This is a genomic window from Stenotrophomonas sp. ESTM1D_MKCIP4_1 (genome assembly GCF_003086895.1).
Classification (GTDB): domain Bacteria; phylum Pseudomonadota; class Gammaproteobacteria; order Xanthomonadales; family Xanthomonadaceae; genus Stenotrophomonas.
In genome coordinates this window covers 684,334-710,233 of sequence record NZ_CP026004.1, presented here as the reverse complement: position 1 = coordinate 710,233, position 25,900 = coordinate 684,334, and the positions used below count along the sequence as shown (strand labels likewise).

Here is a 25,900-nt window from a genome sequence, read left to right as displayed (position 1 = left end):
AATGGCGGATCAGTACGTTTCGGGCGCGGCGGCCTGCAGGCCCCGCACGGGGGCAGCCAGGGGCACGCACAATGCCTGGCTCCACGACAGGCCGTAGCCATCGGGTGCATCGGGCATGCGGTAATCCAAGCGGCAGCGCTTCGGGCCTTCCGGGTCGACGATCAGCGTGCCGGCATCCTGCGCGCCACGCAGCTGGATGACGCCGCCCTGCCCGACGGCGCCCCTGGGCACACCGTGCTCGTCTTCCACCCGCGCAGCGAACGGCAATGGCTGGCCCAGTGCGTCGGTGGCATCGATGAACAGCGTGCGCTCGCGCGCTGCACTGAAGGCCACGCGCACGATGCTGCCGGCCGTGGGTGCCACGCGCTGCGAGGTCTGCAGCAGTTCCACCTCGATCGGCAGGCCGGACGGGTCGAGGTCGATCTGGTTCCACCGGTACGGGCTGATGTGCGGCAGCAGCGCATAGCCATTGCCCGCCACGCGCACCTGGCCGCCATAGCCCACCTGCGCCCCCTCCGCCCCTTCGGCATGGATGAGTGCGAAGCCCTCACCCACCGGCGGCCCCAGATTCATGCCACCGCGGTGCAGCGCGACGCTGCCGCTGGCCCCCAGCGACAGGTTGCTATAACTGCCGCTGCGGCTGTAGCCGGCATTGGCGTTGCCGCGGCTGCCCTGGTAGGCGGCATAGGCACTGGCGCTGCCCTGGCTGCCGCCACCGTCGCTGGCCGACAGGCTGTAACTGAGGGCACGCCTTTCGCCCAACACACCGTTGATGCCCAGCTGTGCCTGCGTACCGTTGGCGGCGTGGCTGAGCTGGCTGTTGAAGCGCGGCGTGCTGGGGCGACGGCCCAATGGCACGCTGACGGTGAGCCCGTAGCGGGTATCCGCATGCCCTGCACTGAGCTGGTAGCGCAACGCGGAAACGCCGATGTTGGCCACACCCACCACCGTCTGCACACCCAGCTGCACATCGCTGCGGCGCCGTGTATCACCCCAGTAGCGGGTATGGCCGCCGCTGAGGTACAGCGTGCTGCGCTGGCCCAGCTTCTGCGAGAAATTGACCTGGTAGCGCTGGCGGGCACGGCTGGCATGGCCCCAGTCGTCGCTGCGCACGCGGGCGAAATCGCCCAGCGACAGGTAGCCGCGCGTGCTGTAGCGGTAGGCGGCCAGACCGAAATTGGTGCCGCTGCGTGCGACATAGCGCTGGTAATTGATGCGGACGCTGTTGCCGCTGACCGGCCCGGCATGCAGCGGTTGCGCACGTGAATGGGTGACGTCTGCACCAAAGGCACCCACCGGCGTGTTCACTGCTGCACCGGCCAACAGCGACCGGTAATCCTCACCCAGCTGCGCACCCCCCAGCAGGGTCAAGCGGTTGCTGATGCCGCGTGCGTAGGTGGCCTCGGCAAAGCGCAGTTCGTCCCAGCGGTCGCTGGTGTCGCGCAGCTGGCCGACCGTAGCGCTGAATCGGCTGGCGCCCGGACGCAACGCCTGTGGCACAGCGGAGAAGTTGACGGTGAAGCGCTGCTCGCGGCCATCCGGCTCGGTAACGGTGACTTCAAGATCGCCCCCGAAGTGGGTGGGGTAGAGATCGTCGATGACGAACGGGCCCGGCGCCACCGTGGTCTCGTGGATGATGGTGCCGTTCTGGCGGATGCGTACCACCGCGTTGCCCTCGGCGATGCCACGCACTACCGGCGCAAAGCCGCGCAGCGAATCGGGCAGCATGCGCTCATCGGTGGCCAGCCGCAGGCCGGTGAAGGCGACACTCTCGAACAGTTCGCCGCCGGTATTGCCCTGCCCCAGCAGCAGCTGGCTGTCCCAGCCGGGCAGGTCGCGCTGCAGCGAACTGGCGATCACATCGTGATGGCGGCCTTCCGAGCCCTGGCTGACGGCCGAGCGATGGCGCAGCCGCCACGCGCCCAGGTTCAACCCGGCGTTGACGCCCAGGTAAGTGCTGTCGCGGCCACTGCTGCGGTTGTGGTTGAGGCTGTAATCGATGAAGCCAGCGGTGATGCCGCGATCGCGCTGGTCCGGTGCCACGTACCCGCGAGCACTGCGTGCCTGCGCCGCCTGTGGCACCCCCAGGCGCAGTTGCAATGCACTGCTGTCCAGTTCAACGGTGGCACCCTCGATAAGGCCAGGCAGATCCACACAGGTGTCCGGATCGTCATCCAGCCGGGCAAGGATGTCGTGCTTCAACTCCAGCTGCCGCACCGCTGCTGTCGGCAGGCACAGCGCGCCACCACGCACGGCAACATCCACGTTGCCCTGGAAACCCTCATTGACCAGCAGTTCCAGCGGATGTTCGCCATCGGGCAATGAATTGCCCTGCGCATAGCGCTGCATGTCGATGGCCTGACCGCCAATGAGGAAGCCACTGCTGAACTCAAGGTCGTCGGCCACGGCCGCAGGGCTCGCGCCGCACAGCGCGAAGGCAATGGCGGCAGGCAGCGCACTGCACGGCGGGACCGGTCGGGGCGGGAGGAAACGCAGAGTCATGAGAAGTGCCAGGTTGCAGCCCGCACACGCGCGGGCATCGCGGCGAAAACTGGGCATGCATGTCGTGGATGCCTATCGAATTTATTGCGACTGGAGCAATGGAGCTGAAAGCGACATCAGCGGTAATCCGCGGTGAGCACCGCCTCACCCTTGATGTCACCCGGCACAACGTCCGGACCGGTACGCAGGTAACGTGCAGTGAACTCCAGGTCTTCGGTGCCGCCGATGGACTGCCCGTGGCCCCAGCGCTGCCCGAACTGCACGGGCTGCCCGCCGCGCAGCAGCTCGATCCGGACCCCTGAGGCATCCGAATCCGCCGTGGGCCGCAGCGCACTGCCGGTAGCTGCAGGATCATTGGCATCGGCCAATGACAGGTCGACTGTGACGCCGGGGCCCGGGCAGCGCATGACCACCACGACCGGCTTCTCACCGGCGGTACCGCCGGCCCCGGCCAGCGCGTCCGCACTGATCACGTCGAGCACCGCACTGGTATCGGACAGCGTGCATGCCGGGGCCATCATGTCCACGCCAAGGCTGATCGGCACCGTGCGCCTGATGGCGGGAAAATTCTGCGGCCAGGTCGTGGCACTACCGATGAGCGTGTAGGGAACGGACGTCATCACGCCGCCGCGTGAAACGACGTAGACCGTCACCAGGGATCGATAAGCGTCCGCCGTGGGCCGTGTGCCGTTGGGATCCACGTTGCGTCCCAAGCTGAGCGGTATGGTGTTGACGTCTCCGCCCGCGTAGCCCGACGTGTGCTGGAACACGAACAACGGCGAGGTCGGCCCCATTGCATACGCAGCATAGGTCCGCCCGCTCATCTGAACGTCCTGGACATAGGTCAGGCCGGTTACCGCCAGGTCGATTTCGATGGGCTGGCGCCCCGAACAGCCGCCGAAAGGAAATGCGCTGCCCTGCCAGGGAATGGAGGCGAGGCGTTTTCCGGTGGGATCCGCATTGGCCACCGTGACGGTCCCGTCGATGGTCTGAGACGCGATCACGGATGTGCAGGCCAACGCAGGGCATGGCATCAGCAGTACAACGCTGAATACGGAAATGGATGAGCGAGAGCACAGGCGCATGTCGAGCCACACAGGAACCAGAGAGCGCGCAGTCTAGGAACACCGCATCTCCAATCCCATCCGATTAGTTGCAATCGCCGGGCCATGAACGCAATTTGCAACTAGTTTCATTGGCACCCTCTTCGTGGGCAGGGAGACTGCGCGCTGCTGACCGGGCGCAAGGCGTTCGTCGGCGTTTCCTTTCCGCTCCACCGAGAGAATCCCATGACGAACTTCATACGCGCCCTGGGCGCCTGCCTGCTGGTCGCTGTCGCGCCGGCCGCCTCTGCTGAAAAGCTGGAAATCACCGGCGAAATCATGCCCACCACCTGCGCCGTGCAGGCCGCCGCCGGCACCATCACCGTGGCGATGGGCAAGGTCGAGTTGACCTCGATCAACGCCAACACCCGCGCTGGCCAGAAGAACTTCAGCATCCTGCTGGACTGTTCCGGCTCGGGCGCCGATCAGGACGTGGGCGTGCGTTTTGGCGGTGCGCCGGATGGCGCCACCGGCAACCTCGCGCTCAACACCGGTTCCAGCGCCACCAACGTGGGCGTGGCCCTGTATGACGTCGCCGGCAATCACCAGAAGATCGGCGAAGACCCGCTGCAGTGGGTGACCATCCCCGCTGCCGGCAGCGGCCAGCTTGACTACAGCGCCTGGTATGCCTCGCCGGCCCAGAATGCCACTGCCGGCACGGCCAATGCGTCGGGCGACTTCGTGGTTGTCTACAAGTAAGACCCTGCCCGTTGCCGGCCCTGACACGGCCGGCAACGGCATGCACAAGAATCAAGCCATGAACTTTCGAGCAATCGCATGCGTCGCCGCACTGGCGGGCGCACTACCGCTGCCCGCGCACGCCGCCGTGACCCTCCAAGGCACGCGCATCGTGCACGATGCCGGCAAGGGCCGCGACGTGACCGTGCAGGCCAGCAACCGCGGCGAACAGGCGGCGATGGTGCAGGTCTGGATCGACAACGGCGACAGCGCGGCCCGGCCGGAACACGTGCGCACCCCGTTCCGGCTGACCCCGGCCGAGCCGCGCCTGCTGCAGGCGCACCAGGGGCAGGCATTCCGCATCACGTACGCGCCGCGTCCTGGTGAAGCACCGCTACCCGCTGATCGCGAATCGGTGTTCTATTTCAATCTGCTGGATATCCCGCCAAAGCCCAGGGACGCGGCGGACAAGAACCTGCTGCAGTTCGCCGTGCGCACGCGGGTGAAGCTGTTCCATCGACCGGCCGGCCTGCCAGGCAGTGCCCGCGATGCGGCTGGCCAACTGCAGTGGCGGGCGCGGGCGGGCAGCTTGCAGGTGAGCAACCCCAGCGCCTATCACGTGACGCTGAGCACGCTGTCGCTCCCCGACGGCAGCAAGGTGGACGTGGACATGATTGCCCCCGGTGCGCAGGTGAACCTGCCGCTGCCTGCCGGTACAGCGCTGCCGGCGACGCTGAAATTCCAGTGGCTGGATGACTACGGCTCGCCGCGCGATGCCGACGCGACCGTCGATCGCTGACTCCAGACGCGACGCATTGAGTCGTTCAAGAAGAACTACCCAGCATGAAAAAGATGATTACGCCCCTTACCCGCTACGCACAGTTCAGCGGGCGCGCGAGCCGCAGCGAATTCTGGTGGTTCCAGCTGTTCATCCTGATCGTCTCGATCCCGTCGTACGTGCTGGGCTTCATTGCCGGTTACGCCGATTCGCAGGCATTGGCGCTGGCATCGACCGGCCTGAGCGTGCTGATCTGGCTGACCATTGCACTGCCAATGCTTGCCGCCACCGTGCGCCGCCTGCACGACACGGACCGATCGGGCTGGTGGCTGCTGCTGGGCGTCGTCCCCATCGTGAGCCTGGTGCTGTTGGTGTTCCTGGTACTGCCCAGCACCCCGGGCGGCAATCGTTTCGGTGTGTCCGCACCGCGCGATTGATCGCGGCCGGTTACGCCCCGAATGGATCATGCGTGCCAACCAAGGTTGGCATCTACCAGGGCAACACAAAAACGCCGGGCGATGCCCGGCGTTCTCTTTGGTCAGGCGAAGTGCTGGTAACCGCCGCTGGCGGATTCGCCATCCACCTGCACGCCCTGCCCTTCGGTGATGCGCCCTATGCGGGTCAGCGGCAGGTTCAACGAATCGGACAGATACAGCAGCGCATCGCGCTGGTCGGCCGCCGCGGTGAAGCACAGCTCGTAATCATCGCCGCCGCGCAGCGCGCAGTCGCGTGCGTCTTCGCGGCCCAGCAGGGTGCGCAGTTCCGGTGAGATCGGCAGGCTGTCGGTGTCCACTTGTGCGGCTACACCACTGCGTGCGGCGATGTGGCCCAGGTCGGCCAGCAGACCATCGGACACATCCACCGCGGCGTGGGCGAAGGCGCGAAGGCGCAGGCCCAGGGTGACGCGTGGCGTCGGCCGCAGCAGGCGCAGGCGCAGCGTCTCGTAGTCAGGCAGCAACGTGGCGGCGGACACCTTCAAGGCGCCCTTCTGCCACAGGCGCAGCGCACCGGCAGCATCGCCCAGCGTCCCGCTTACCCAGATGTCATCACCCACCTGCGCGCGGTCGCGGCGCAGGGCCTGGCCGCGCGAGACCTGGCCCATCGCGGTCACGGTCAGCGACAGCGGGCCACGCGTGGTGTCGCCGCCGATCAGCGCGATATCGTGCTGGTCAGCCAGGGCGAAGAAGCCATCGGCAAAGGCGTCAATCCAGTCTTCGCTGGTATCGGGCAGCGACAGCGCCAGCGTGCACCACGCCGGGCGTGCACCCATCGCGGCCAGGTCGGACAGGTTGACGGCCAGCGTCTTCCAGCCGATATCAAAGGCGGGCGTTTCCGCCGGGAAATGCACGCCGCTGTTGAGCGTATCGGCGGTGACGACCAGTTGTTCATTGGCGCGCGGCTGCAGCAGCGCGGCGTCGTCGCCGATGCCGAGCGGAATGTCATCGCGCTCGCTTGTGCGGGCGCGGATACGGTCGATGAGGGCGAATTCGGCCAGGGACATGAGGCGCTCCGGCGGGGTGCATGGATGGGCGGCGGGCGCGAATGCGGGCGGGTCGTGCCGATGAAATGAACTTGGCGGGGCCCAGCCGACTGGAACCGACTGGGTAGAGTCGACTGTTAGTCGACTGCTCTTCCGTCCGACGTCTTGATCGCTGATCGAAAGGCAGTCGACTAACAGTCGACTCTACCAAAGCGGGTTCCCGCATGTTTCGACGATCCCGGCGGGTTTCCCCCACGTTTCGACGACCAAAGCGGGTTTCCCCATATTTCGACGATCACGCGAGCATCCAGCCGTGCCAACCAAGGTTGGCATCCGCCAGACGCGGAACCGGGTCAGTGACCCGATTCGACCTTGCGCCATTCCACGGCGGCGCGATCCAGCACGCCGTTGACGTAGGTGTGGCCATGCTCGGAGCCGAAACGCTTGGCCGATTCGATGGCTTCATTGATGACCACGCGGTACGGCACGTCCAGGCGGTAGCGCAGTTCGTAGCCGGCCAGGCGCAGCACGGCGCGTTCAATGGCGTCCACTTCTTCGATGCCACGGTCCAGGTACGGGGCGAGGGCTTCGTCGATGTCGCGGCGGTTATCCAGCACGCCATGCACCAGCGCTTCGAAATACGCCAGATCGGCAATTTCGCGGGCCTGCTCGTGGGCGAACTGGGCGATCAGCGACTGGGCGTTGCCACCGGAGATCTGCCAGGCGTACAGAGCCTGCACGGCACGGCGACGGGCGCGCGAACGCAGCACCGGGTCGATGCCATCGCGGCGGACGGGTTTACCGGAGGGCTTGCCCTGGGTGTTCTTGTTCATGGCAGTTGCTCCAGCAGATTGACCATTTCCAGTGCGGCGAGTGCGACTTCCTCGCCCTTGTTGCCGTGGCTGCCGCCTGCGCGGGCCTCGGCGTCTTCAACGCGTTCGACCGCCAGCACGCCGTTCAGCACCGGCACGCCGAAATCCAGCTGCACGCGCATCAGGCCTTCGGCGCAGCGATCGGCCACGTGTTCGTAGTGGCGGGTGTCGCCACGGATGACGCAGCCCAGGGTGAGGATGGCGGCGTGTTCATGGGCGGCGGCCAGGCGCGCGGCAACCAGCGGCAGCTCCCAGGCACCCGGCACGCGGATCACGTCGATGTTGGCTTCGGTGATGCCGTTGCCAGCCAGGCTCTGGCGGGCGCCAGCAACCAGGGTATCGGTGATGCGGGCGTTCCAGCGGCTGGCCAGGATGGCAAAGCGCGCCGACTCGGGGGTGCGAAGATCGCCTTCGTAGTGGCTCATATGCGGCTTGGGGGGTTCGATAAGGGGGTGATTCTACCGCATGGTGTGCCGACCAACGGTCGGCACCTGCCAGGGGCCGCGGGATGTCCGCCGGGCATGGCCCGGCGCTACCAGGGTCGGAGCCCGCGGTGCGGGATCCGACCCCATCGGGAGACGATTACAGGGTCACCGTCTCCACCACTTCCAGGCCGTAGCCGGCCAGACCCACCTGGCGGCGGGGGGTGCCCAGCACGCGCAGCTTGCCCAGGCCCAGGTCGGACAGGATCTGCGAGCCGGCACCATTACGGCGCCACTGGCTCACGTCCTTGTCCTTGCCCGGCACCACCGGCGCCGGCTGCTGGCGCAGGCGGGCCAGCAGGGCCTCGCCGTCGCGCGGGGCCTGCAGCACCACCATCACGCCCGCCCCTTCGGCGGCAATCGCGCGCAGGGCATCGGTGGCGGCCACGCCGAAATCATCGCGACGCCAGTGCAGCAGGTCGGCCAGCGGGTTTTCCACCTGCACGCGCACCAGGGTCGGGGTGTCCGCCACCGGGGTGCCGCGCACGAGGGCGAAATGCAGGTCGTGGGCGATGCGGTCGCGGTAGGTCACCAGCTTGAACGGGCCGAACTCGGTGTCGATCTCGCGCTCGTCCACGCGCTCGACGGTCTTTTCGGTGGCCAGGCGGTAAGCGATCAGATCGGCGATGGAGCCCATCTTCAGGCCGTGCTCGCGCGCGAACACTTCCAGTTCCGGGCGGCGCGCCATGCTGCCATCGGGGTTGAGGATCTCCACCAGCACACCGGCCGGTTCCAGGCCGGCCAGCATGGCCAGATCGACGCCCGCTTCGGTGTGGCCGGCGCGGGTGAGCACGCCGCCCGGCTGGGCGATCAGCGGGAAGATGTGGCCCGGCTGGTGCAGGTCGGCCGGCTTGGCATTGGGCTTCACCGCAGTGCGGATGGTGTGGGCGCGGTCATGGGCGGAAATGCCGGTGGTCACGCCTTCGGCCGCTTCGATGCTGACGGTGAAGTTGGTCTGGAACTGCGCGGTATTGGCCTGCACCATCGGCGCCAGACCCAGATCGGCCGCACGGGTACGGGTGAGCGGCAGGCACACCAGGCCACGACCGTGGGTGACCATGAAGTTGATGTCCGACGGCTTGACCAGCTCGGCGGCCATGATCAGGTCGCCTTCGTTCTCGCGGTCCTCGTCATCGACGATGACGACCATGCGGCCCTGGCGGATGTCTTCCAGGATCTCCGGAATGGGGGCGAAATTCATGCGGCATCTCCCTGTGCGTGCTGACCGTTGCTCGGCACACCGATCAAACGCTCTACATAACGGGCCACCAGGTCGATCTCCAGGTTCACCGCGCTGCCCACGCCGGTTACAGAAAAGGCGGTGTTGGCCACGGTGTGCGGAATGAGGGCGACCTCGAAGCCTTCGCCGTCCACTTCGTTGACGGTCAGGCTGACACCGTCCACGCAGATCGAGCCCTTCTTGGCGATGTAGCGGCGCAGGGCGGCCGGGGCGGCAAAGCGCCAGCGCTGGGCGCGCGCGTCTTCATGGATGGACAGCACCTGGCCGAGGCCATCGACATGGCCGCTGACCAGATGGCCACCAAGGCGATCGGTCGGGCGCATGGCACGCTCCAGATTGATGACCGCGCCTTCGGCCAGCTGGCCCAGCGTGGTCAGCCCCAGCGTTTCGGTGGAGGTATCGGCCTGGAAGCTGGTCGCGTCGAACGCGATGACGGTGAGGCAGACGCCGTTGATGGCGATGCTCTCGCCCATCTGCACGTGGTCGAACGGCAGGCTGCCGACGTTGAAGGTGAAGCGGACATCGCCGCCGATGGCTTCGCGAGCGGCCAGACGGCCGACGCCTTCGATGATTCCAGTAAACAAGAAACGTTCTCCGCGGAAAGTGAGCGAAAAACGCCGCAAGGCAAACAGGCGGGCGCAGGGCCTCGAAGGCCCTGTAGCACCGTCTTCTTTCATCCGGACTATACCGTCGGCTCCGGCATTGGACCGGATCTGCTGACCCCCGACCGATGGCCGGGGCGCTCGCGGGCTCGTGCGTACGCACCTACCGCCGGTGGGGAATCGCACCCCGCCCTGAAGACGTTTGTGTACCGGCGAACCGGCCCGTGCAGTGTACCAGCCCGGGCTGAACGGGGTGATGCCTGGGGTCAGAGCCGTTTGCCTTGGGCAAACGGATCCGACCCCTCCTGCTGCCTGGGCCTGGGGTCGGATCCCTTTCCACAGGAAAGGGCTCTGACCCCGCCTGGCCGCTGCAGGGGGCAGACAGATCCGACCCCCAGCTGAACCGGCCGCCACCTGTGACGCCCGTCGCTCGCAATCTGTAAAAGTTTCATTAAACTCGGATCCCGGTCGACATGAGGTCGCCACGGACTGCCGAGAGGGTGGCCCGCCAATGGACTGAAATTCACAGGAATTCCCATGCGCAAGATCCTGATCGTGGCCGCACTGCTGGCCGCCGCTCCGTTCTCGGCCTTGGCCGACGGCCTCAGCTACACCTATGTGGAAGGTGGCTGGACCCAGTTCCAGACCGACGATGACCTTCTGGACGACCCCAAGCTGGACGGTGGCTACGTGCGCGGCTCGTTCGCCCTGGCCGAACAGGTCCACGTGTTCGGCGCCTGGAACTACGCCAGCAAGTCGTACAACTACGACTACGGCCGCTACAAGCTGGAACTGAACCAGCCGGAGCTGGGCATCGGCTACCACATGCCCTTCAGCGATCGCGTGGATTACACCGCCGATATCGCCTGGGTGCGCCAGCAGGCGGAAATCACCGTGGATTCGGACATCTACAACGTTCGCCTGCGCAACAAGGACCACACCAACCTGGTGCGCGCCACCATGGGCCTGCGTGGCAAGCCCTCGGCCATGACCGAAGCCTGGATCAAGGCCGGTTACATGGATGGCGGCAACAACTTTGAAGGCACCTGGGTCGGTACCCTCGGCGGCCAGATCAACTTCACCCGGACCTGGGGTCTGGTAGGCGAGATCTCCGGCTACCGCGATGTCACCCAGTTCTCGGCCGGCGTACGCGCCAGCTTCTGATTGCTCGATCCTCGTCGTGTAATCGAACGGGCCCCGCAAGGGGCCCGTTTTTTTTTCAGCAGCTGCGATTCCATGCGCATGCGGGAATGGGCTAGGCTTGCGCGGCTTTGCACCATCCCACTGGAAATGGAACACCGTCATGAAGACTCCTCTGCGCACCCTGCTCGCCAGCGCCCTGCTGTGTGCCCCCGTGTTCGCCACCGCCGCACCGGCGCTGACGCCCGAACAGACCCTGGACCTGTACGCACGCGTGCTGATTGAAGACGATGCCGCTGCCGCGCGCACGCTCAACGATGCCCTGCGCAGCGCCCACGATGGCAACGACGCGGTGACGCCCACGCCCGGCGCGCTGGCCAAGGCACTGGCCGAACCGTGGATGGCGCTGCAGGCCAGTGTGGGTGGCAAGGTCGACGCGGCCGCCACCGAAGCGCTGTACGCCAGGGTGCTGAAGGCATCTGCCTGCCGCGCCACCGGCAGCACCATCGAAGACAACGAGTACGTGGACGACCAGAAGATCGCCACGGTCGACTTCACATGCCAGGTGGCCAACCTGGACAGCGTGCGTCCGCTGTTCGCCGCCAGCATGACCAGTGACGAGCCGGCCAGCCGCACCCGTTTCATCGAGGCTTACACGCAGGCGCTGGAACGCGGCACGCAGCGCACGGTGAAGGGCAGCCAGACGCTGTACTCCGGTGCGGACCAGGCGTACTGGTTCAGCGGCAGCTTCGATGCGCTGGTGACCCCGGTGCTGGAAGCGCTCGCCCCGTTCCAGGTGTGGATGGAAGAGGCCGAAGCAGCCAGCGCCCCGAAGGTGACTGGCGTGCCGGGCTGCGACCTGTTGTTGCAGCAGCACCGCAGCTGCGTGGCGAAGATCGCCCCGGAACAGATCAGCGGCGTGGACGCGATGGCCGAGGAACTGAAGGCCAAGGCGCAGGTGCTGTCGGCCGATGAGATGACGCAGGAGTGCAAGGCCCTGCGCCCGATCGCGCAGATGATGTGGACCGAAGAGTGCGTGTAATGCCACGGCGCCAACCAAGGTTGGCGTCTACCAGAGCACGGTAGATCCATGCCATGCGTGGATGGCCTTCACCGCATCACGCGCGCAGCAGCAGGCGAAGGTCGTCACCCACTTGGCGCTGGTCGATCACGCGCAGGCGGCGCTGCTGGTCCATCGCTTCGATGCCGAGGCCGGCCAGCAGCGGGCGGCCGCGATCACCCAGCAGCGTGGGTGCCTGATAGAGCAGCAGCTCATCGGCCCAGCCACCACGCAGCAATGCGCCGGCCAGGGTGGCACCGGCTTCGGTATGCACTTCGTTGATGCCCCGCTCGGCCAGCAGTGCCAGCACCGCGCCCAGATCGAGCCGGCCGTCGACGCTCGGCACGCTGGCGAATTCGGCGTCGGCCGCATCCGGCGCGCTGACCGCTGCATCGTGCAGGTAAAGGGTGGGTGCCCCGCCCTCGCGCACGCGGCTGCATTCCAGCGAACGCAGGCGCGCATCCAGCACCACGCGCAGCGGTGGCAGCACCTCGGTGTTGTCCAGGCGCACGGTCAGCATCGGGTCATCGGCCAGCACGGTGCCCGCCCCGGTGAGGATGGCGCCGGCACGCGCGCGCCAGTGCTGCACGTCTTCGCGTGCGGCCGCGCCGGTAATCCACTTGGAACTGCCATCGGCCATCGCGGTGCGCCCGTCCAGGCTGGCGGCCAGCTTCACCCGCAGCCAGGGACGGTTACGCTCCACGCGCGACAGGAAGCCCTTGTTGAGCTCGCGCGCCTGCGCGGCCATCAGGCCTTCGGCCACTTCGATGCCAGCGTTGCGCAGCAGGTCGAAACCGCCGCCATCGACCTTCGGGAAGGGATCGCGCATCGCCGCGACCACGCGCGCTACACCGGCCTCGATCAACGCCAGCGCACACGGGGGCGTTCGCCCGTAATGTGCGCAGGGCTCAAGGGTGACGTAGGCGGTGGCGCCACGCGCTTCGCTGCCGGCGTCGCGCAGGGCGAAGACTTCGGCGTGGGGGCCCCCGGCACGCTGGTGCCAGCCCTGCCCGACCACGCGTTCGCCATGGGCGATCACGCAGCCGACCATGGGATTGGGGCGGGTGGTGTAGGCGGCACGTTCGGCCAGACGCAGTGCGTTGGCCATGTGCAGGTGGTCAAGGACGGTGAACGGAGTGCTCATGCGGCCATGTTAACGCCGCCATCAGTGCCAACCAACGGTTGGCATGCACCCGGGCAGCGGCGCCAACCAAGGTTGGCATTTACCGGGGCGAAGTAGATCCACGCCATGCGTGGATGGAGGCTGTCAGCCCTTCTTTTTCTTCGTCAGGGCGATGACATCGCCCAGCAGCTGCAGCTGTCCGTTGCTGGATGGCAGCTCGCGCTCGAGCTTCTCGATCTCCTCGCGGAAATCGGCGACGTCCTCGAAGCTGCGGTAGACCGATGCGAAGCGCACATAGCCGACGTGGTCGAGCTTGCGCAGTTCATTCATCACGAACTCACCGACCTTGATGGACGGCACTTCGCGTTCGCCGCTGATGCGCAGCTGGTGGACCACGGCGCGCACGGCCGCTTCGATCTTTTCCTCGGGCACCGCGCGCTTCTGCAGCGCGCGGTCGAAACCGGCGCGTACCTTGCGCTGGTCGAAAGCCTCGCGGGTGCCATCGCTCTTGACGATGGCCGGCAGCTTCAGTTCGACCGTTTCCAGGGTGCTGAAGCGCTCGTTGCAGGCCTCGCACTCACGCCGACGGCGGATCGTCGCGCCGTCTTCGGAAACGCGCGAGTCGATGACCCGGGTATCGGCATGTTGGCAGAAGGGGCAGTACATGGAACGCCTGGCTCAGGGGAAGACCGGCTGGCCATCGTCATGGCAGCGTCGCAACGGTACCTGAGAAGGGCTTTTCCAGCAAATGGGGCCGGTGCTCAGGCCGCTTGGGCAACGGGGTACCGCCAGCGCAGCCAGGCCAGATGCGCGGCCGGCAGCAGCAGTGGCGGGCCAAACAGCAGCAGGGCAAAACCTTCCGCGCGCTCGGTCAGCCCGACCACTACACCCAGTACAACGGCGGGCATGGCTGCCAGGGCCCCCAGCAGCAGCAGGATCCACCAGACCCAGCCGGCCATGTGCAGGCCGGCCCGGCCACGCAGCAGGACATCACTGCCGAGGCGCAACCAGGCAACGATGCCCAGTACCCCGGCGGTCCCCCAGCCCACCAGCAGGATCTGGTTCAACAGGCGGGTTTCCTTTGCCAGGCCCACGTGAACCGCCGCCAGTGCCACGGCGCCGCCCAGCAGCACGCCCGGCAGGCCGAACAGCAGGGCCTGCGCGAGGAGAAGGCGTTTGTGCAGGCGCTCATCCAAGGCCCGTTTCCTGCGCGGACCCAAGAGCGCGCAGCCGCAGCAACATCAGCATGCCGGCAGGTACCAGCACAGGCGGCCCAGCCAGAAGCCCGGTCAGGACGCTGATGCCCAGTTCGAGGAAGTAGTACAGCGCCATCGCGAGCATGGGCAGGCACGCCAGCATGCCCAAGCCCAGCAGCCACCACCAACGCGGTGAGGCGGCGCGCAGACCGCCACTGCCATCGCGCAGCCAGATGATGCTAAGGGCGACCCAGGCCAGCAGGCCGGCAAGGGCAAGCATTCCCCACGCGAACATGGCTGCGGCGAAGCCCAGCTTGTCAGGGTCCATGGAGGCCAGGCCCAGTACACCCATGACCACTGCCATGCAGGCACCCATGCCGCCGGTCAACAGGCCAGGCAGGCCGAATACCACGGCCAGCGCGGTGTAGAGATATTTGAGGCGGCGCTCATCCATGTGCGTCGTTTCCTGGTGTGTGGGTCAAAGCCCTTTCCTGTGGGAAAGGGATCCGACCCTGCGCGGTCCTGGGTGGGGGCAGATCCCTTTCCTTTCGGAAAGGGATCTGACCCTGCTTCAATCAGCCGTAGACCGGGTACTTGCGGCATTGCGCGCTGACGGCATCGCGCACGCGGGCGATGACGGCGTCATCGTTCGGTGCGTCCAGCACGTCGGCGATCCAGTTGGCCAGGTCGACACAGTCCTGTTCGACATAGCCGCGGGTGGTCACCGCCGGGGTACCCAGGCGCAGGCCCGAGGTCACGAACGGCGAACGCGGGTCGTTCGGCACCGAGTTCTTGTTGACGGTGATGTGGGCCTTGCCCAGCGCGGCCTCCGCGTCCTTGCCGGACACGTCCTTGCCGATCATGTCCACCAGCATCAGGTGGTTCTGGGTGCCACCGGAAACGATCTTGTAGCCGCGCGCGATCAGCGTGTTGGCCATCGCCTGGGCGTTCTTCACCACCTGCTGCTGGTAGGCGGTGAAGCCCGGCTCCAGCGCTTCCTTGAAGGCCACGGCCTTGGCGGCGATGACGTGCATCAGCGGGCCGCCCTGGATGCCCGGGAACACCACCGACTGCAGCTTCTTGACCAGGTCTTCGTCGGCGCCCTTGGCGACGATGATGCCGCCGCGCGGACCGCGCAGGGTCTTGTGGGTGGTCGAGGTGACCACGTGGGCGTGTTCCAGCGGGCTCGGGTAGACGCCAGCGGCCACCAGGCCGGCTACGTGGGCCATGTCCACGAACAGGTACGCACCGACCTTGTCGGCGATGGCGCGGAAGCGCGCCCAGTCGATGACCTGCGAGTAGGCGGAGAACCCGGCCACGACCATCTTCGGCTTGTGTTCCAGGGCCAGGCGCTCGACTTCGTCATAGTCGATCAGGCCCTGGTCGTTGACGCCGTACTGCACGGCGTTGAACAGCTTGCCCGACGCATTCACCTTGGCACCGTGGGTGAGGTGGCCGCCGTGGGCCAGGCTCATGCCGAGGATGGTGTCGCCCGGCTGCAGCAGGGCGAAGTACACGGCCTGGTTGGCCTGCGAGCCGCTGTGCGGCTGCACGTTGGCGTAATCGGCACCGAACAGCTGCTTCAGGCGGTCGATGGCCAGCTGCTCGGCGATGTCCACGTATTCGCAGCCGCCGTAGTAGCGCTTGCCCGGATAGCCTTCGGCGTACTTGTTGGTCAGCTGGCTGCCCTGGGCTTCCATCACCGCCGGGCTGGTGTAGTTCTCGCTGGCGATCAGCTCGACGTGGTCTTCCTGGCGCTGGGTTTCGGCAGCAATGGCCTTGGCCAGTTCGGGATCGTAGGTTTCGATGCGGACGTCACGCGGGAACATCGGTTACTCCAGGCTGGGTAAGAGGTACAGCAGGCCCGCCATTGTAAGCCCGACGGACGCCCGGGCGGGCGCCCCGACGGCCGGCACAGGGCGCTCCTGCCCCGTGCCGGCCTGCCCGCCAGGACCCAGCCTCAGGGCCGCACCTCCAGCACATACCGGGAGGTTTCGACCGGGATGCCGGGCCATTCCACCTTGCGCAGCTCGATGCTCAACCGGCCCGCCGGCAGGCCGGTGACCGGTATCGACCACCGCCCGTCGGAATCGGGCTGGGCGGACGGCGTGCGCCCGTCCGGCAGGGTCAGTACCACGGCACCGGTAATGCCACTGGGGTCGATGCCCTGCAGGGTGGTGGTCGGGGTCACGGTCAACGGCGACGTCAGCTCAGGGCCGGCGCGCAGCAGCGGCACGGCCACGGCATCGCCCAAACCGGAGCCCAGACTAGGCAACGTGAGCCAGGCGAGCTGGGCGTAGCGGTCACCATCCACCTCGCCACTGGCAAGGGCCATGTCCTGCGGCACGGCCCCCCGGTAGTCCCAGTTGCCGGCTTCGTCGATGGACGTCAGCGCCCTCCAGCTGCGGTCCTGCGCAAGGTACTGCACCTGCAGATCGGGGCTGTCCGGCGCGACCGTTCCGTCGGTGAACAACCGGGTCTGCCCCGGCAGCACATGCAGCACCAACCGCTCGGCGCGCAACGCCCCGAACGGCGCAACCTGGACGTTCTGGCGCACCTGCTCGCCGGTGCCGGGAAGCGAGGCCTGCAGCACCACCGTGCCATGCACCGGACTCTGCACGTAGGCGGTCCAGGCATGGTTGGAGGGATTCACCGTGGCTTCGACCACGGCCCCGCCGCCCACGCTGACCCGTACCGGCCCGCGCTCCGGGGTGGCGACGCCGCGCGCGACCAGCTTGCGATCAACCGGGAAACCCGGCGCCGGCGCGGTGATGGCCAGGGGCCGGAGAATGTCCCCCTCGGCCTGCACTTCGCGGGACACCCACGCCGACGCCGGGAAGGTGTTGAGGGTGTCGACCACGCGTGCGGTGGCCAGATGGGTGCCACCGGGTACCTCGCTGAAGGTGTGCGACCAGTCGCCGGTCGGCCCGCTGCTGGCGACCCGCTGCGACTGACCCGCCACGGTCAGTTCAACGTGCGCACCCGGCAGCGCGGTGCCATGCAGTGTGACGCTGCGCCGGCCACTGGTGGCCGAGGTGATGGCCGGCGCTGGCAGTTCGATGCGCTTGGCGTAGACCACCTTCGGGCTGGGAAGATGGGTGCCATCCTCGGACGGAGAGATGAAGAAATTCGGCTGCCCGTTACGCTCGATCGAATGCAGGCTCATCGTGAGCGGAAAGCGGAAGTCGCCCGGAGTGAAGCGCCCGGGTGAGACCTTCCAGCCGCCGATGGCACCGTGGCCCGGGTCCACGAACAGATTGACCGCAGACGGCGCATCGGCGTAGCCGCTGATCGTGCCTTGCAACGTGCCGTCCATCATCGAGAAACGCGTGGGGGTGATGGTGTCGATGCGGACGAAGGATTGCGCCAGCGCGGTGCCTGGCAGGGCAGAAGCGGCGCCGAGCAGCAGCGCGGCGAACGCGGACTTGCGGCGACGGGAAATTTGGAACAACACGGCAGAACTCCTGTGGAAAGGAGCCCTGACCGTAGCGGGCAGAAGGCGCGGGATACGCGCGGCCGAGGCGCCGGATGCAGATGCGGAACCGGCGATGCGGCGAATGCGTTGATGCGGCGGGGATTGCGACGGATTAGGAATCGTTGCAATCGTGAAGGCGGTGGCGTTGTGCCTGCGCCGATAAAGGGTGGTCGCGACAGGATGCCGGGTACTGCCTGGGGTCAGAGCCCTTTCCCATGGAAAGGGATCCGACCCCGGTGGTCGGCTGCGGATTGGGGTCAGAGCCCTTTCCCATGGAAAGGGATCCGATCCCGGTGGTCGGCTGCGGATTGGGGTCAGAGCCCTTTCCCATGGAAAGGGATCCGATCCCGGTGGTCGGCTGCGGATTGGGGTCAGAGCCCTTTCCCATGGAAAGGGATCCGACCCCGGTGGTCGGCTGCGGATTGGGGTCAGAGCCCTTTCCCATGGAAAGGGATCCGACCCCGGCCTTCAACGGCTGAGCACGTATTGGGCGATGACGCCGGTGGCGATGGCAACCAGCAGCATGTTGCCGCGGTCATCGCGGATCCACTGGTGACCGTACGGCGGGCGGCGCAGGTGGTAGCGCGGGTAGTCGTTCACCACGTAGACCGGCCCGCGGTAGTAGTCGCGATAGCGGTGGCCGACCTGCCAGCCGTAGCCCGGACCCGGGCCCGGACGATAGCCGGGGCGATAGACCACCCGCGGCGGCGGCGGTGCCGGGCGGTAGCCGTGGTCGTGGCGCCAGTCACGGCGGGCGTCGCGGCGGTCCCGTTCGTAGTCGCGACGGGCCTCGCGCACGTCATGCCGGTACTCGCGGCGGTCTTCGCGGCGGTCCTCCCGCCATTCGCGGCGGTCACGGTCGTTGTCGGCAAATGCCGGGGCGACAGCGCCCAGCGCCAGCACAGAGGCCATGGCCCCGGCCACGATAAGGTTGATGCGCATGACAGACCTCTGCTGCAGTGGATGGTGATGTCCATATTGCGCAGGCGATCTGAACCGTTTCCGGCTGGAAACGCTTCCCGCTGACGCATTCCGCTTTGTATTCAGCCTTCGGCCAGCCCCGCAGCGCCCCAGCAGGCGCGGCCGGGAACCGGTTCCGGCTATAATCGGGGGTATTCCATTCAGTCTGTGCCCGCTGTCGTCCGGGAGCTTCCCGCTGACGGACGGGTGCAGGGCCGCGCCCCTACGGAGACCTCATGTCCTCGCAATACATCTACACCATGAACCGCGTGTCCAAGGTGGTCCCGCCCAAGCGGCAGATCATCAAGGACATCTCGCTGTCCTTCTTCCCGGGCGCGAAGATCGGCCTGCTGGGCCTGAACGGCGCCGGCAAGTCCACCGTGCTGAAGATCATGGCCGGCGTGGACACCGATTTCGAGGGCGAAGCCCGCCCGCAGCCGGGCATCAAGGTCGGCTACCTGGCGCAGGAACCGGAGCTGGACCCGACCAAGACCGTGCGTGAAGCGGTCGAGGAAGGCGTGGGCGAAGTGCTGCAGGCGCAGGCCGCGCTGGACGCGGTGTACCTGGCCTATGCCGAGGAAGGCGCCGACTTCGACGCGCTGGCCAAGGAACAGGAACGCCTGGAAGCGATCCTCGCCGCCGGCGACGCGCACACCCTGGAAAACCAGCTGGACGTGGCCGCCGATGCGCTGCGCCTGCCGCCGTGGGATGCCGTGGTCGGCAAGCTGTCCGGTGGTGAAAAGCGCCGCGTGGCGCTGTGCCGCCTGCTGCTGCAGAAGCCGGACATGCTGCTGCTCGACGAACCGACCAACCACCTCGACGCCGAGTCGGTGGAATGGCTGGAACAGTTCCTGGCGCGCTACACCGGTACCGTGGTGGCCGTCACCCATGATCGCTACTTCCTGGACAACGCCGCTGAGTGGATCCTGGAACTCGACCGCGGCCGCGGCATTCCGTGGAAGGGCAACTACACCGAGTGGCTGACCCAGAAAGACGAGCGCCTGAAGCAGGAAGACAACCAGGAAAAGGCCCGCCAGAAGGCAATCCAGAAGGAACTGGAATGGTCGCGCCAGAACGCCAAGGGTGGCCGCACCAAGGGCAAGGCGCGTCTTGCCCGCCTGGAAGAGCTGCAGTCGGTCGATTACCAGAAGCGCAACGAGACCAATGAAATCTTCATCCCGCCGGGCGAGCGCCTGGGCAACGCGGTGATGGAGTTCAAGAATGTCTCGAAGAAGTTCGGCGACCGCCTGCTGTTCGACAACCTGAGCTTCCTGGTGCCGGCCGGCGCCATCGTCGGCATCATCGGTCCGAACGGTGCCGGTAAGTCGACCTTGTTCAAGATGATCACCGGCCAGGAAAAGCCGGATTCGGGCGAAATCGTGGTCGGCCCGACCGTGAAGCTGTCCTACGTCGACCAGAGCCGCGACAAGCTGGAGGGCAACCACAACGTCTTCCAGGAAATCGCCGGCGGCCTGGACATCCTCAACATCAACGGCATCGAGATCCAGTCGCGCGCCTACATCGGCCGCTTCAACTTCAAGGGCCAGGACCAGCAGAAGATGGTCGGTTCGCTGTCCGGTGGTGAGCGTGGCCGCCTGCACATGGCCAAGACCCTGCTGCAGGGTGGCAACGTGCTGCTGCTCGACGAACCGTCCAACGATCTGGACATCGAAACCCTGCGTGCGCTGGAAGATGCGCTGCTGGAATTCCCGGGCAACACCTTCGTCATCTCGCATGACCGCTGGTTCCTGGATCGCATCGCGACCCACATCCTGGCGTTTGAAGGTGATTCGCACGTGGAGTTCTTCCAGGGCAATTACCGCGAGTACGAAGAAGACAAGCGCCGCCGCATGGGCGACGACGCCGCGCCGAAGCGCCTGCGCTTCAAGGCGCTGAAGTAAGAAAGAAAGAACGGCCGCGCTCTGCGCGGCCGTTCTGCATTCTGGTAGGTCACCACCGTTGGTGGTGACGCCCAATTGTTGTGAGAGACCCCATGCCCCTGTTTGAACGCCTGTTCCAGCTGCAGCAGCACGGCACCACCGTGCGTACCGAGCTGCTGGCCGGTGTCACCACCTTCCTGACGATGTCCTACATCGTCTTCGTCAACCCGGAAATTCTGGGCACTACGGGGATGGATGCTGGTGCGGTGTTCGTGGCCACCTGCCTGGCTGCGGCGCTGGGTTCGGCGGTGATGGCGCTGGCGGCGAACTTCCCGGTGGGCATGGCGCCGGGCATGGGCTTGAACGCGTTCTTCGCTTTCACCGTGGTGGGTGCGGCGGGGCTGCCCTGGCAGCAGGCACTGGGCGCGGTGTTCATTTCCGGCCTGGTGTTCCTGGTGCTGTCGCTGACCGGCGTGCGCGCGTGGCTGGTGGCGGGCATACCTTCGTCGCTGCGCTCGGCCATCGTGGCGGGCATCGGCCTGTTCCTGGCGATCATCGCGCTGCAGAAATCCGGCGTGATCATCGGCAACGAAGACACGCTGGTGGCGCTGGGGCCGCTGAACACCGCGCCACCGCTGCTGGCGCTGGGCGGCTTCCTGCTGATTGCCGTGCTGGAAGCGCGCCGCGTGCGCGGGGCCATCCTCATCGGCATCCTGGCCGTGACCGCGGCAGGCTGGGCGCTGGGTGACGTGCAGTACCACGGCCTGGTCTCGCTGCCGCCGAGCCTGGCGCCGACCTTCCTGCAGCTGGACCTGCCCGGCCTGCTGCACCACGACGGCGGTGCACCGATCGCGGTGCTGCTGCAGGTGGTGCTGGTGTTCGTGCTGGTGGAAGTCTTCGATGCCACCGGCACGCTGTACGGCGTGGTAGGCCGTGCCGGCCTGCTGAAGCTGCCGGGCGCGCAGAAGCGCTTCGGCCGTGCACTGCTGGCCGACAGCACCGCCATCGTGGCCGGTTCACTGCTGGGAACCAGCAGCACCACCGCGTTCGCCGAAAGCGCCTCCGGCGTGCAGGTGGGCGGCCGTACCGGCCTGACCGCCCTGGTGGTTTGCGCCCTGTTCCTGGCGGCACTGCTGTTCTCGCCCCTGGCGGCGATGGTGCCTGCCTATGCAACCTCCCCTGCCCTGCTGTTCGTGGCCGGCTTGATGCTGCGCGAGCTGGTGGAGGTGGACTGGAGCGACCTGACCGAATCGGTACCGGCGGCGCTGTGTGCGCTGGCGATGCCCTTCACCTATTCCATTGCCAATGGCCTGGCTTTCGGCTTCATCGCCTACGCCGCATTGAAGGCCGGTACCGGCCGCTGGCGCGAGGTGCACCCGGCGGTGTGGCTGGTGGCGACGCTGTTCGTGCTGCGCTACGCGTTGGAATGAACGGACGGGGTTGCCGGCCAGCGGCCGGCACTACCAGAGATGGGTGGCGGGGTGGCCGAGGCACCGCCCGGGAACGGGTGGCGGGGTGGCCGAGGCACCGCCCGGGAACGGGTGGCGGGGTGGCCGAGGCGGCGCCCGGGTAGAGTCGACTGTCAGTCGACTAGCGCGCGCAGCGCGGGGATTTCGGGCGTTTCATTGGAAGCAGTCGACTGACAGTCGACTCTACCGCTACCGTTCAGTTGTAGGTGATCGTGAACGTGGCGGTGCCGTTGGCTTCGCCCGGCCCTACCGTGCCCGCCTGGGTCTGGATGTAGCGCGCGCGCAGCGGCAGGGTCATCGACGAGGTGCCGGTCACCGTATCGCCCAGCATCAGGCTGTCGCCGAAGCTGATGTTCTGCTCGCTGCTGCCATTGCGGCGCACGATCTGGATGCCGATGCGGGTCGCGCTGTTGCTGCCGCTGGTGATGGCCAGCGTGCCCGGCTGGTTGCCGCTGGCCGCTGTGGCATCGAGCTGGATGCCGATCGTGCTCTGGTACTGCGCCACGTTGCTGCCTTGGCAGCGCAGGGTGATGCCGAAATCACGATCGACGGCACGCGAGCCCACGCCGGTAAAGGTGGCGTTTGGCACGCTGCCGAAATCCACCACGATGTTGCGGCTGCCCGCGTCCACTTCGCAGGTGGGGCTGACGACGGTGGTGCCCGAGCCCTTGAATGACGAGGTCAGCACGGGGCGACCGGGACCGTTGCCATCGAAGTAGTAATTGGTGAAGCGGCCATTGGGCGCGATCGTGCCTGAACCCGTCTGGGCAGCAGTCTTGATCAACTCGATCCGGAACATGCCGCCCACGATCGATACGGTGGTGTTGCCGCTGTAGTTGATCGAGTGGGGGTAATAGGTCTGGATCTCGCCCGAATCCCGATAGAGGCGGATACCCACGCCGGCGACGCCGGTCTGGTATACGTTGGCAAATGAGGTTGGGTTCTGCTGCGCAGCGTTGCTGTAGATGCCGATCAGCCGGCCCCCGCCAGTACACCGGCCGACACTGTCGCGCTGCCGGATCGGCACGCTCAGCTGCTTGATCACTCCTCCCACCGGCGTACTGGGAAGAATGACCACCTGCCCCATGTCCATCTCGACGTCCTGGGCGACATAGCCGCTGACGTTGATCGCACACGCGGCCAGCGCCTGCCCGGACAGGCCCATGCCCGCGGCCAGCAGCGCCATCACCAGGGTGCCACGGCGAATCTTCATCAGCGGCATGTGGCCTCCACGGTAGTCAGTCCGGCCGGGCCGGTGTCGGCGCCAGCGGGCACCGTGTATTCGATCGTGCAGCGCGCATCAGCGGCGCTGCCCCATTCAACCTGCAGTCGACCACTGTCATCTGCAGTACGCACGTACACACGTCCGCCCTGCCCGACCATGCCCACTGGCTGGCCCTGCAGATCCTTCACCTGTGCACCGAACGGCAGCGCGCTGCCATCGTCGCCATGCGCCTGGATCAGCAGCGCGCGCCCCTGTCGCGTCTCAAAGCGCAGCAGACTGATCGCACCGGCGTACGGGGCGATCCACTGGCTGCTTCCTTCCAGCTCGACGTCCAGCGACATGCCCTGCGGGTCGAGGGTGATGGTGTTGAGGCGGTACGGCGAAACATAGGGCACCACGGCATAGCCACGGCCGTCGATGCGCAGGCCCGGCGCATTGGCCACGCGGGCATCACGGGCGCCCTCGGCCTTCACCAGCACCAGCGTGTCGCCGCGCTGCGGGGAAAGCGTTACGCCACCGCCATGCACCACGAGGCTGCCTGTCGCGCCGATGGCCAACTGGCGGAATGCACTGGAGTAACCATAGGAGGCGCTCGTCGCGGCGTAGCGGCTGCGGTACTCGGCGTTGGCGATGCCGGTGGTGCCACCCTCGCGGCTGTCGGACAGTGCAACGCCATAGCTCAGTTCATTGTCACTGCCGGCAGAACCGGTGATGCCGAGGCGGCTGGAGTCATAGCCAGCGCTGTCACGCATGCCCACGTCGGCGCTGAACGACATCGGCTGGCGGCGGCCCTGCCCCAGCGGCACGCTCAACGACAGCAGGTACTGCGTGTCGGCGGTACCGGCGAGTCCTTCTTCGGTGCGGATGGCGGACACGCCGAAGTTCAACGAGCGCCAGGCGTTGTTGTAGCCCACCTGGTACTGCTTGCTGGTGCCGGGACGATCATAGAAGTCGCGCAGCGCGCCGGTGACATACAGCGAGCCGCCGCGAAGACCCAGCGGCTGGTTGAGGGTCACCTGGAACTGGCTGCGCTGGCGCCCACGCAGGCTGGGATCGTTGCCGCGGCCAAGGTCATCGCGCACCAGCAGAGCGTCCTGCAGGCTGTAGAAGCCACCAGTGGAATAACGGTACGCAGCCAGGGTCAGATTGGTGTTGGTCTCGCCGATCAGGTTGCTGTAGCTCAGGCGCACGCTGGCGCCGGAGCGCTCGCCCAACGTGTCCAGGCGTGTCCGCGCGTGGGTGACATCGGCAGCGAACGCACCCACCGGGGTCGACACGCCCGCCCCGTACAGCAGCGAAACGTAGCCCGTGCTCAAGGCACTGCCGCCGTAGACCGTCACCCGGTTGTCGATGCCGCGCTGCCAGGTGCCCTGCAGCAGCCACGGATCATCGCGCAGCAGGTCGTTGCGCACCTGACCGGCGGTGACTGCATAGCGCGAGACACCTGCGCGCAGCATCTGCGGCACCGAGCCGAACGGTACGCTGAAAGTGCGGCGGCGGCCATCGGCTTCGATGACCGACACTTCCAGGTCGCCGCCGTAGCCGGTGGGATACAGATCGTCGATGACGAAGCTGCCTGGCGAAACGGTGGTGGAGTAGATCAGCTGCTGGCTCTGCCGCACTTCCACCCGTGCATTGGTTTCAGCAATGCCGCGTACCACCGGCGCGTAACCGCGCAGCGAGTCGGGCAGCATGCGGTCATCGGTGGCCAGGCTGGCCCCCCGGTAGGCGATGGAATCAAACAGTTCGCCACTGGTGAACGCCTCGCCGACCGTCAGCATGCCGCGCACCTGCGCGATGCCACGCTGGGCATAGGTGGCGATGCTCTGCCAATGGCGCCCGTTGCCGTCACTCCAGGTCAGGTTGGAATCATGGCGCAGCTGCCAGCCCCCCAGGTTGATGCCGGAATTCAGGCCCAGGTACGCCGTGCGGTTGCGGCCACCGCCTTCGGTACGCGTCCTGCTGTCGACGGCATTGAAGGTGTAACCGAGGAAGCCGGCGTTGATGCCACGGTCCCACAGCGCCGGGTTGACGTAGCCGCGTGCGTGGCGTCGCAGGAACACCTGCGGAATGCTCAGGTCGTAGCGCAGGCTGCCACTGTCGAACGTGCCGAACGCATTGGCCATGCGCTGCTGCACCGGTACGCAGGCATCGTTGGATGCAGGCACGGCAGCATCCTGCTGGACCAGGACCGCCTCGGTATCGACACCGAATTCTTCCAGCAGCGGCAGGCTCAGGCAGGCGTCGACCTTGCCCTCGGCATCGGCCTTGAACTCGACGTCACGTCGTCCCTGCCACGCGCCGTTGACGTAGACATCCACCCGATAGCTGCCCGCGACCATCGGATTGCCGTTGGCGAAGGCGGCAAGATCGACCTGGCCGGCCTTGCCGGACAGGAAGCTGGAATTGAACTGGGCCTGCGCCGGTGCGGCGGCGGTCACTGCAGCGCTCTGCGCCATCAACGCCTGCTCGCCCAGGTTTGCAGGTGCTGCCACAGCCCATCCTGGGCACGCCACGCCAGCGGCCAGCAGGCACATGGCCTGCCGGATCGACAATGTCAATCTGTTTCCAATCACACTGACATTCCTTGACGACGGCCGCGGTGCAGCCATGACGGGGGGTGCTGCCTGCATGC

Annotated in this window: 23 protein-coding genes and 1 riboswitch; of the genes, 7 read left to right on the top strand and 16 right to left on the bottom strand. The window is 66.8% G+C overall.

What is annotated here, in order from left to right; all coding sequences use genetic code 11:
- Positions 1 to 9 precede the first annotated feature (9 nt).
- The gene (locus C1924_RS03160) at positions 10 to 2,502 is read right to left on the bottom strand and encodes a fimbria/pilus outer membrane usher protein (protein WP_108764045.1); all 2,493 of its coding nucleotides are present in this window, start codon (positions 2,500 to 2,502) and stop codon (positions 10 to 12) included.
- Between the two features lie 116 nt (positions 2,503 to 2,618).
- A complete protein-coding gene (locus tag C1924_RS20510) occupies positions 2,619 to 3,506 on the bottom strand; it encodes a fimbrial protein (RefSeq protein ID WP_254051206.1) in 888 nt (295 codons plus the stop codon).
- A gap of 285 nt (positions 3,507 to 3,791) precedes the next feature.
- Here C1924_RS20510 and C1924_RS03150 point away from each other — a divergent pair, with 285 nt between their 5' ends.
- Genes C1924_RS03150 through C1924_RS03140 form a run of 3 tightly spaced genes read left to right on the top strand, consistent with a single transcriptional unit; the run spans position 3,792 to position 5,498 of the window.
- A complete protein-coding gene (locus tag C1924_RS03150; RefSeq protein WP_108764044.1) occupies positions 3,792 to 4,304 on the top strand; it encodes a fimbrial protein in 513 nt (170 codons plus the stop codon).
- Between the two features lie 58 nt (positions 4,305 to 4,362).
- Complete coding sequence (locus tag C1924_RS03145; protein WP_108764043.1) at positions 4,363 to 5,082, top strand: molecular chaperone; 720 nt, start codon at positions 4,363 to 4,365, stop codon at positions 5,080 to 5,082.
- Positions 5,083 to 5,126: 44 nt separating this feature from the next.
- Entirely contained in the window at positions 5,127 to 5,498 is a 372-nt protein-coding gene (locus C1924_RS03140) for a DUF805 domain-containing protein (RefSeq protein WP_108764042.1), read from the top strand.
- Between the two features lie 101 nt (positions 5,499 to 5,599).
- On the opposite strand, the gene thiL is transcribed toward C1924_RS03140, so the two are convergent.
- The 5 genes from thiL to C1924_RS03115 form a co-directional block, all read right to left on the bottom strand.
- Positions 5,600 to 6,556, bottom strand: coding sequence for a thiamine-phosphate kinase (gene thiL, locus C1924_RS03135; protein ID WP_254051257.1), 957 nt, complete (start codon positions 6,554 to 6,556; stop codon positions 5,600 to 5,602).
- Positions 6,557 to 6,894: 338 nt separating this feature from the next.
- Positions 6,895 to 7,374: a transcription antitermination factor NusB gene (gene nusB / locus C1924_RS03130; RefSeq protein WP_108752162.1), complete on the bottom strand. Its 480-nt coding sequence runs from the start codon at positions 7,372 to 7,374 to the stop codon at positions 6,895 to 6,897.
- Entirely contained in the window at positions 7,371 to 7,838 is a 468-nt protein-coding gene (gene ribH, locus C1924_RS03125; protein ID WP_010481977.1) for a 6,7-dimethyl-8-ribityllumazine synthase, read from the bottom strand. Before ribH ends, nusB begins: the two co-directional genes overlap by 4 nt.
- 157 nt (positions 7,839 to 7,995) lie before the next feature.
- Positions 7,996 to 9,096, bottom strand: a complete 1,101-nt coding sequence (gene ribB / locus C1924_RS03120; RefSeq protein WP_108764040.1) for a 3,4-dihydroxy-2-butanone-4-phosphate synthase — start codon at positions 9,094 to 9,096, stop codon at positions 7,996 to 7,998.
- Positions 9,093 to 9,719 carry a riboflavin synthase gene (locus C1924_RS03115; RefSeq protein WP_108764039.1) on the bottom strand — a complete coding sequence of 209 codons (627 nt, stop codon included), beginning with the start codon at positions 9,717 to 9,719 and terminating at the stop codon, positions 9,093 to 9,095. Before C1924_RS03115 ends, ribB begins: the two co-directional genes overlap by 4 nt.
- A 77-nt stretch (positions 9,720 to 9,796) precedes the next feature.
- Positions 9,797 to 9,941, bottom strand: a riboswitch (FMN riboswitch).
- A gap of 333 nt (positions 9,942 to 10,274) precedes the next feature.
- Here C1924_RS03115 and C1924_RS03110 point away from each other — a divergent pair.
- Together C1924_RS03110 and C1924_RS03105 are read left to right on the top strand one after the other, a co-directional pair.
- Positions 10,275 to 10,901 (top strand): hypothetical protein, encoded by a 627-nt coding sequence (locus C1924_RS03110; RefSeq protein WP_108764038.1) that lies wholly within the window; start codon positions 10,275 to 10,277, stop codon positions 10,899 to 10,901.
- 139 nt (positions 10,902 to 11,040) lie between these two features.
- Positions 11,041 to 11,919, top strand: coding sequence for a hypothetical protein (locus C1924_RS03105; protein ID WP_108764037.1), 879 nt, complete (start codon positions 11,041 to 11,043; stop codon positions 11,917 to 11,919).
- 76 nt (positions 11,920 to 11,995) lie between these two features.
- On the opposite strand, the gene ribD is transcribed toward C1924_RS03105, so the two are convergent.
- The 7 genes from ribD to C1924_RS03070 form a co-directional block, all read right to left on the bottom strand.
- Positions 11,996 to 13,081, bottom strand: a complete 1,086-nt coding sequence (gene ribD / locus C1924_RS03100) for a bifunctional diaminohydroxyphosphoribosylaminopyrimidine deaminase/5-amino-6-(5-phosphoribosylamino)uracil reductase RibD (RefSeq protein ID WP_108764036.1) — start codon at positions 13,079 to 13,081, stop codon at positions 11,996 to 11,998.
- A 123-nt stretch (positions 13,082 to 13,204) separates the two neighbouring features.
- Positions 13,205 to 13,726 carry a transcriptional regulator NrdR gene (gene nrdR / locus C1924_RS03095; RefSeq protein WP_108764035.1) on the bottom strand — a complete coding sequence of 174 codons (522 nt, stop codon included), beginning with the start codon at positions 13,724 to 13,726 and terminating at the stop codon, positions 13,205 to 13,207.
- 95 nt (positions 13,727 to 13,821) lie between these two features.
- Entirely contained in the window at positions 13,822 to 14,256 is a 435-nt protein-coding gene (locus C1924_RS03090; RefSeq protein ID WP_108764034.1) for a hypothetical protein, read from the bottom strand.
- Entirely contained in the window at positions 14,249 to 14,710 is a 462-nt protein-coding gene (locus C1924_RS03085) for a hypothetical protein (RefSeq protein WP_108764033.1), read from the bottom strand. Before C1924_RS03085 ends, C1924_RS03090 begins: the two co-directional genes overlap by 8 nt.
- A gap of 121 nt (positions 14,711 to 14,831) precedes the next feature.
- On the bottom strand, positions 14,832 to 16,085 hold the full coding sequence (gene glyA, locus C1924_RS03080) for a serine hydroxymethyltransferase (RefSeq protein ID WP_108764032.1): 1,254 nt from the start codon (positions 16,083 to 16,085) through the stop codon (positions 14,832 to 14,834).
- A 131-nt stretch (positions 16,086 to 16,216) separates the two neighbouring features.
- Positions 16,217 to 17,710 carry a hypothetical protein gene (locus C1924_RS03075; RefSeq protein WP_108764031.1) on the bottom strand — a complete coding sequence of 498 codons (1,494 nt, stop codon included), beginning with the start codon at positions 17,708 to 17,710 and terminating at the stop codon, positions 16,217 to 16,219.
- A 489-nt stretch (positions 17,711 to 18,199) separates the two neighbouring features.
- Positions 18,200 to 18,673: an RcnB family protein gene (locus C1924_RS03070; RefSeq protein ID WP_108764030.1), complete on the bottom strand. Its 474-nt coding sequence runs from the start codon at positions 18,671 to 18,673 to the stop codon at positions 18,200 to 18,202.
- 254 nt (positions 18,674 to 18,927) lie between these two features.
- Here C1924_RS03070 and ettA point away from each other — a divergent pair, with 254 nt between their 5' ends.
- Complete coding sequence (gene ettA / locus C1924_RS03065; RefSeq protein WP_108764029.1) at positions 18,928 to 20,592, top strand: energy-dependent translational throttle protein EttA; 1,665 nt, start codon at positions 18,928 to 18,930, stop codon at positions 20,590 to 20,592.
- A 92-nt stretch (positions 20,593 to 20,684) separates the two neighbouring features.
- A complete protein-coding gene (locus C1924_RS03060) occupies positions 20,685 to 22,001 on the top strand; it encodes an NCS2 family permease (RefSeq protein WP_108764028.1) in 1,317 nt (438 codons plus the stop codon).
- A 235-nt stretch (positions 22,002 to 22,236) separates the two neighbouring features.
- Here the strand turns inward: C1924_RS03060 and C1924_RS03055 are convergent, their stop codons facing one another.
- On the bottom strand, positions 22,237 to 23,262 hold the full coding sequence (locus tag C1924_RS03055; RefSeq protein ID WP_108764027.1) for a fimbrial protein: 1,026 nt from the start codon (positions 23,260 to 23,262) through the stop codon (positions 22,237 to 22,239).
- Positions 23,253 to 25,877 (bottom strand): fimbria/pilus outer membrane usher protein, encoded by a 2,625-nt coding sequence (locus tag C1924_RS03050; RefSeq protein ID WP_343125677.1) that lies wholly within the window; start codon positions 25,875 to 25,877, stop codon positions 23,253 to 23,255. The genes C1924_RS03055 and C1924_RS03050 overlap by 10 nt, the downstream gene beginning before the upstream one ends.
- Between the last annotated feature and the right edge of the window lie 23 nt (positions 25,878 to 25,900).

What these genes read in the sequence shown, in the direction of transcription:
- C1924_RS03085 (WP_108764033.1), bottom strand. Translation starts at nt 14,710, where the DNA reads ATGGATGAGCGCCGCCTCAAATATCTCTACACCGCGCTGGCCGTGGTA.
- C1924_RS03145 (WP_108764043.1), top strand. Translation starts at nt 4,363, where the DNA reads ATGAACTTTCGAGCAATCGCATGCGTCGCCGCACTGGCGGGCGCACTA.
- C1924_RS03160 (WP_108764045.1), bottom strand. Translation starts at nt 2,502, where the DNA reads ATGACTCTGCGTTTCCTCCCGCCCCGACCGGTCCCGCCGTGCAGTGCG.
- C1924_RS03150 (WP_108764044.1), top strand. Translation starts at nt 3,792, where the DNA reads ATGACGAACTTCATACGCGCCCTGGGCGCCTGCCTGCTGGTCGCTGTC.
- nusB (WP_108752162.1), bottom strand. Translation starts at nt 7,374, where the DNA reads ATGAACAAGAACACCCAGGGCAAGCCCTCCGGTAAACCCGTCCGCCGC.
- ettA (WP_108764029.1), top strand. Translation starts at nt 18,928, where the DNA reads ATGTCCTCGCAATACATCTACACCATGAACCGCGTGTCCAAGGTGGTC.
- C1924_RS03140 (WP_108764042.1), top strand. Translation starts at nt 5,127, where the DNA reads ATGAAAAAGATGATTACGCCCCTTACCCGCTACGCACAGTTCAGCGGG.
- glyA (WP_108764032.1), bottom strand. Translation starts at nt 16,085, where the DNA reads ATGTTCCCGCGTGACGTCCGCATCGAAACCTACGATCCCGAACTGGCC.
- ribD (WP_108764036.1), bottom strand. Translation starts at nt 13,081, where the DNA reads ATGAGCACTCCGTTCACCGTCCTTGACCACCTGCACATGGCCAACGCA.
- ribB (WP_108764040.1), bottom strand. Translation starts at nt 9,096, where the DNA reads ATGAATTTCGCCCCCATTCCGGAGATCCTGGAAGACATCCGCCAGGGC.
- C1924_RS03055 (WP_108764027.1), bottom strand. Translation starts at nt 23,262, where the DNA reads ATGCCGCTGATGAAGATTCGCCGTGGCACCCTGGTGATGGCGCTGCTG.
- C1924_RS03105 (WP_108764037.1), top strand. Translation starts at nt 11,041, where the DNA reads ATGAAGACTCCTCTGCGCACCCTGCTCGCCAGCGCCCTGCTGTGTGCC.
- C1924_RS03060 (WP_108764028.1), top strand. Translation starts at nt 20,685, where the DNA reads ATGCCCCTGTTTGAACGCCTGTTCCAGCTGCAGCAGCACGGCACCACC.
- nrdR (WP_108764035.1), bottom strand. Translation starts at nt 13,726, where the DNA reads ATGTACTGCCCCTTCTGCCAACATGCCGATACCCGGGTCATCGACTCG.
- ribH (WP_010481977.1), bottom strand. Translation starts at nt 7,838, where the DNA reads ATGAGCCACTACGAAGGCGATCTTCGCACCCCCGAGTCGGCGCGCTTT.
- C1924_RS03110 (WP_108764038.1), top strand. Translation starts at nt 10,275, where the DNA reads ATGCGCAAGATCCTGATCGTGGCCGCACTGCTGGCCGCCGCTCCGTTC.
- C1924_RS03050 (WP_343125677.1), bottom strand. Translation starts at nt 25,877, where the DNA reads ATGGCTGCACCGCGGCCGTCGTCAAGGAATGTCAGTGTGATTGGAAAC.
- C1924_RS03070 (WP_108764030.1), bottom strand. Translation starts at nt 18,673, where the DNA reads ATGCGCATCAACCTTATCGTGGCCGGGGCCATGGCCTCTGTGCTGGCG.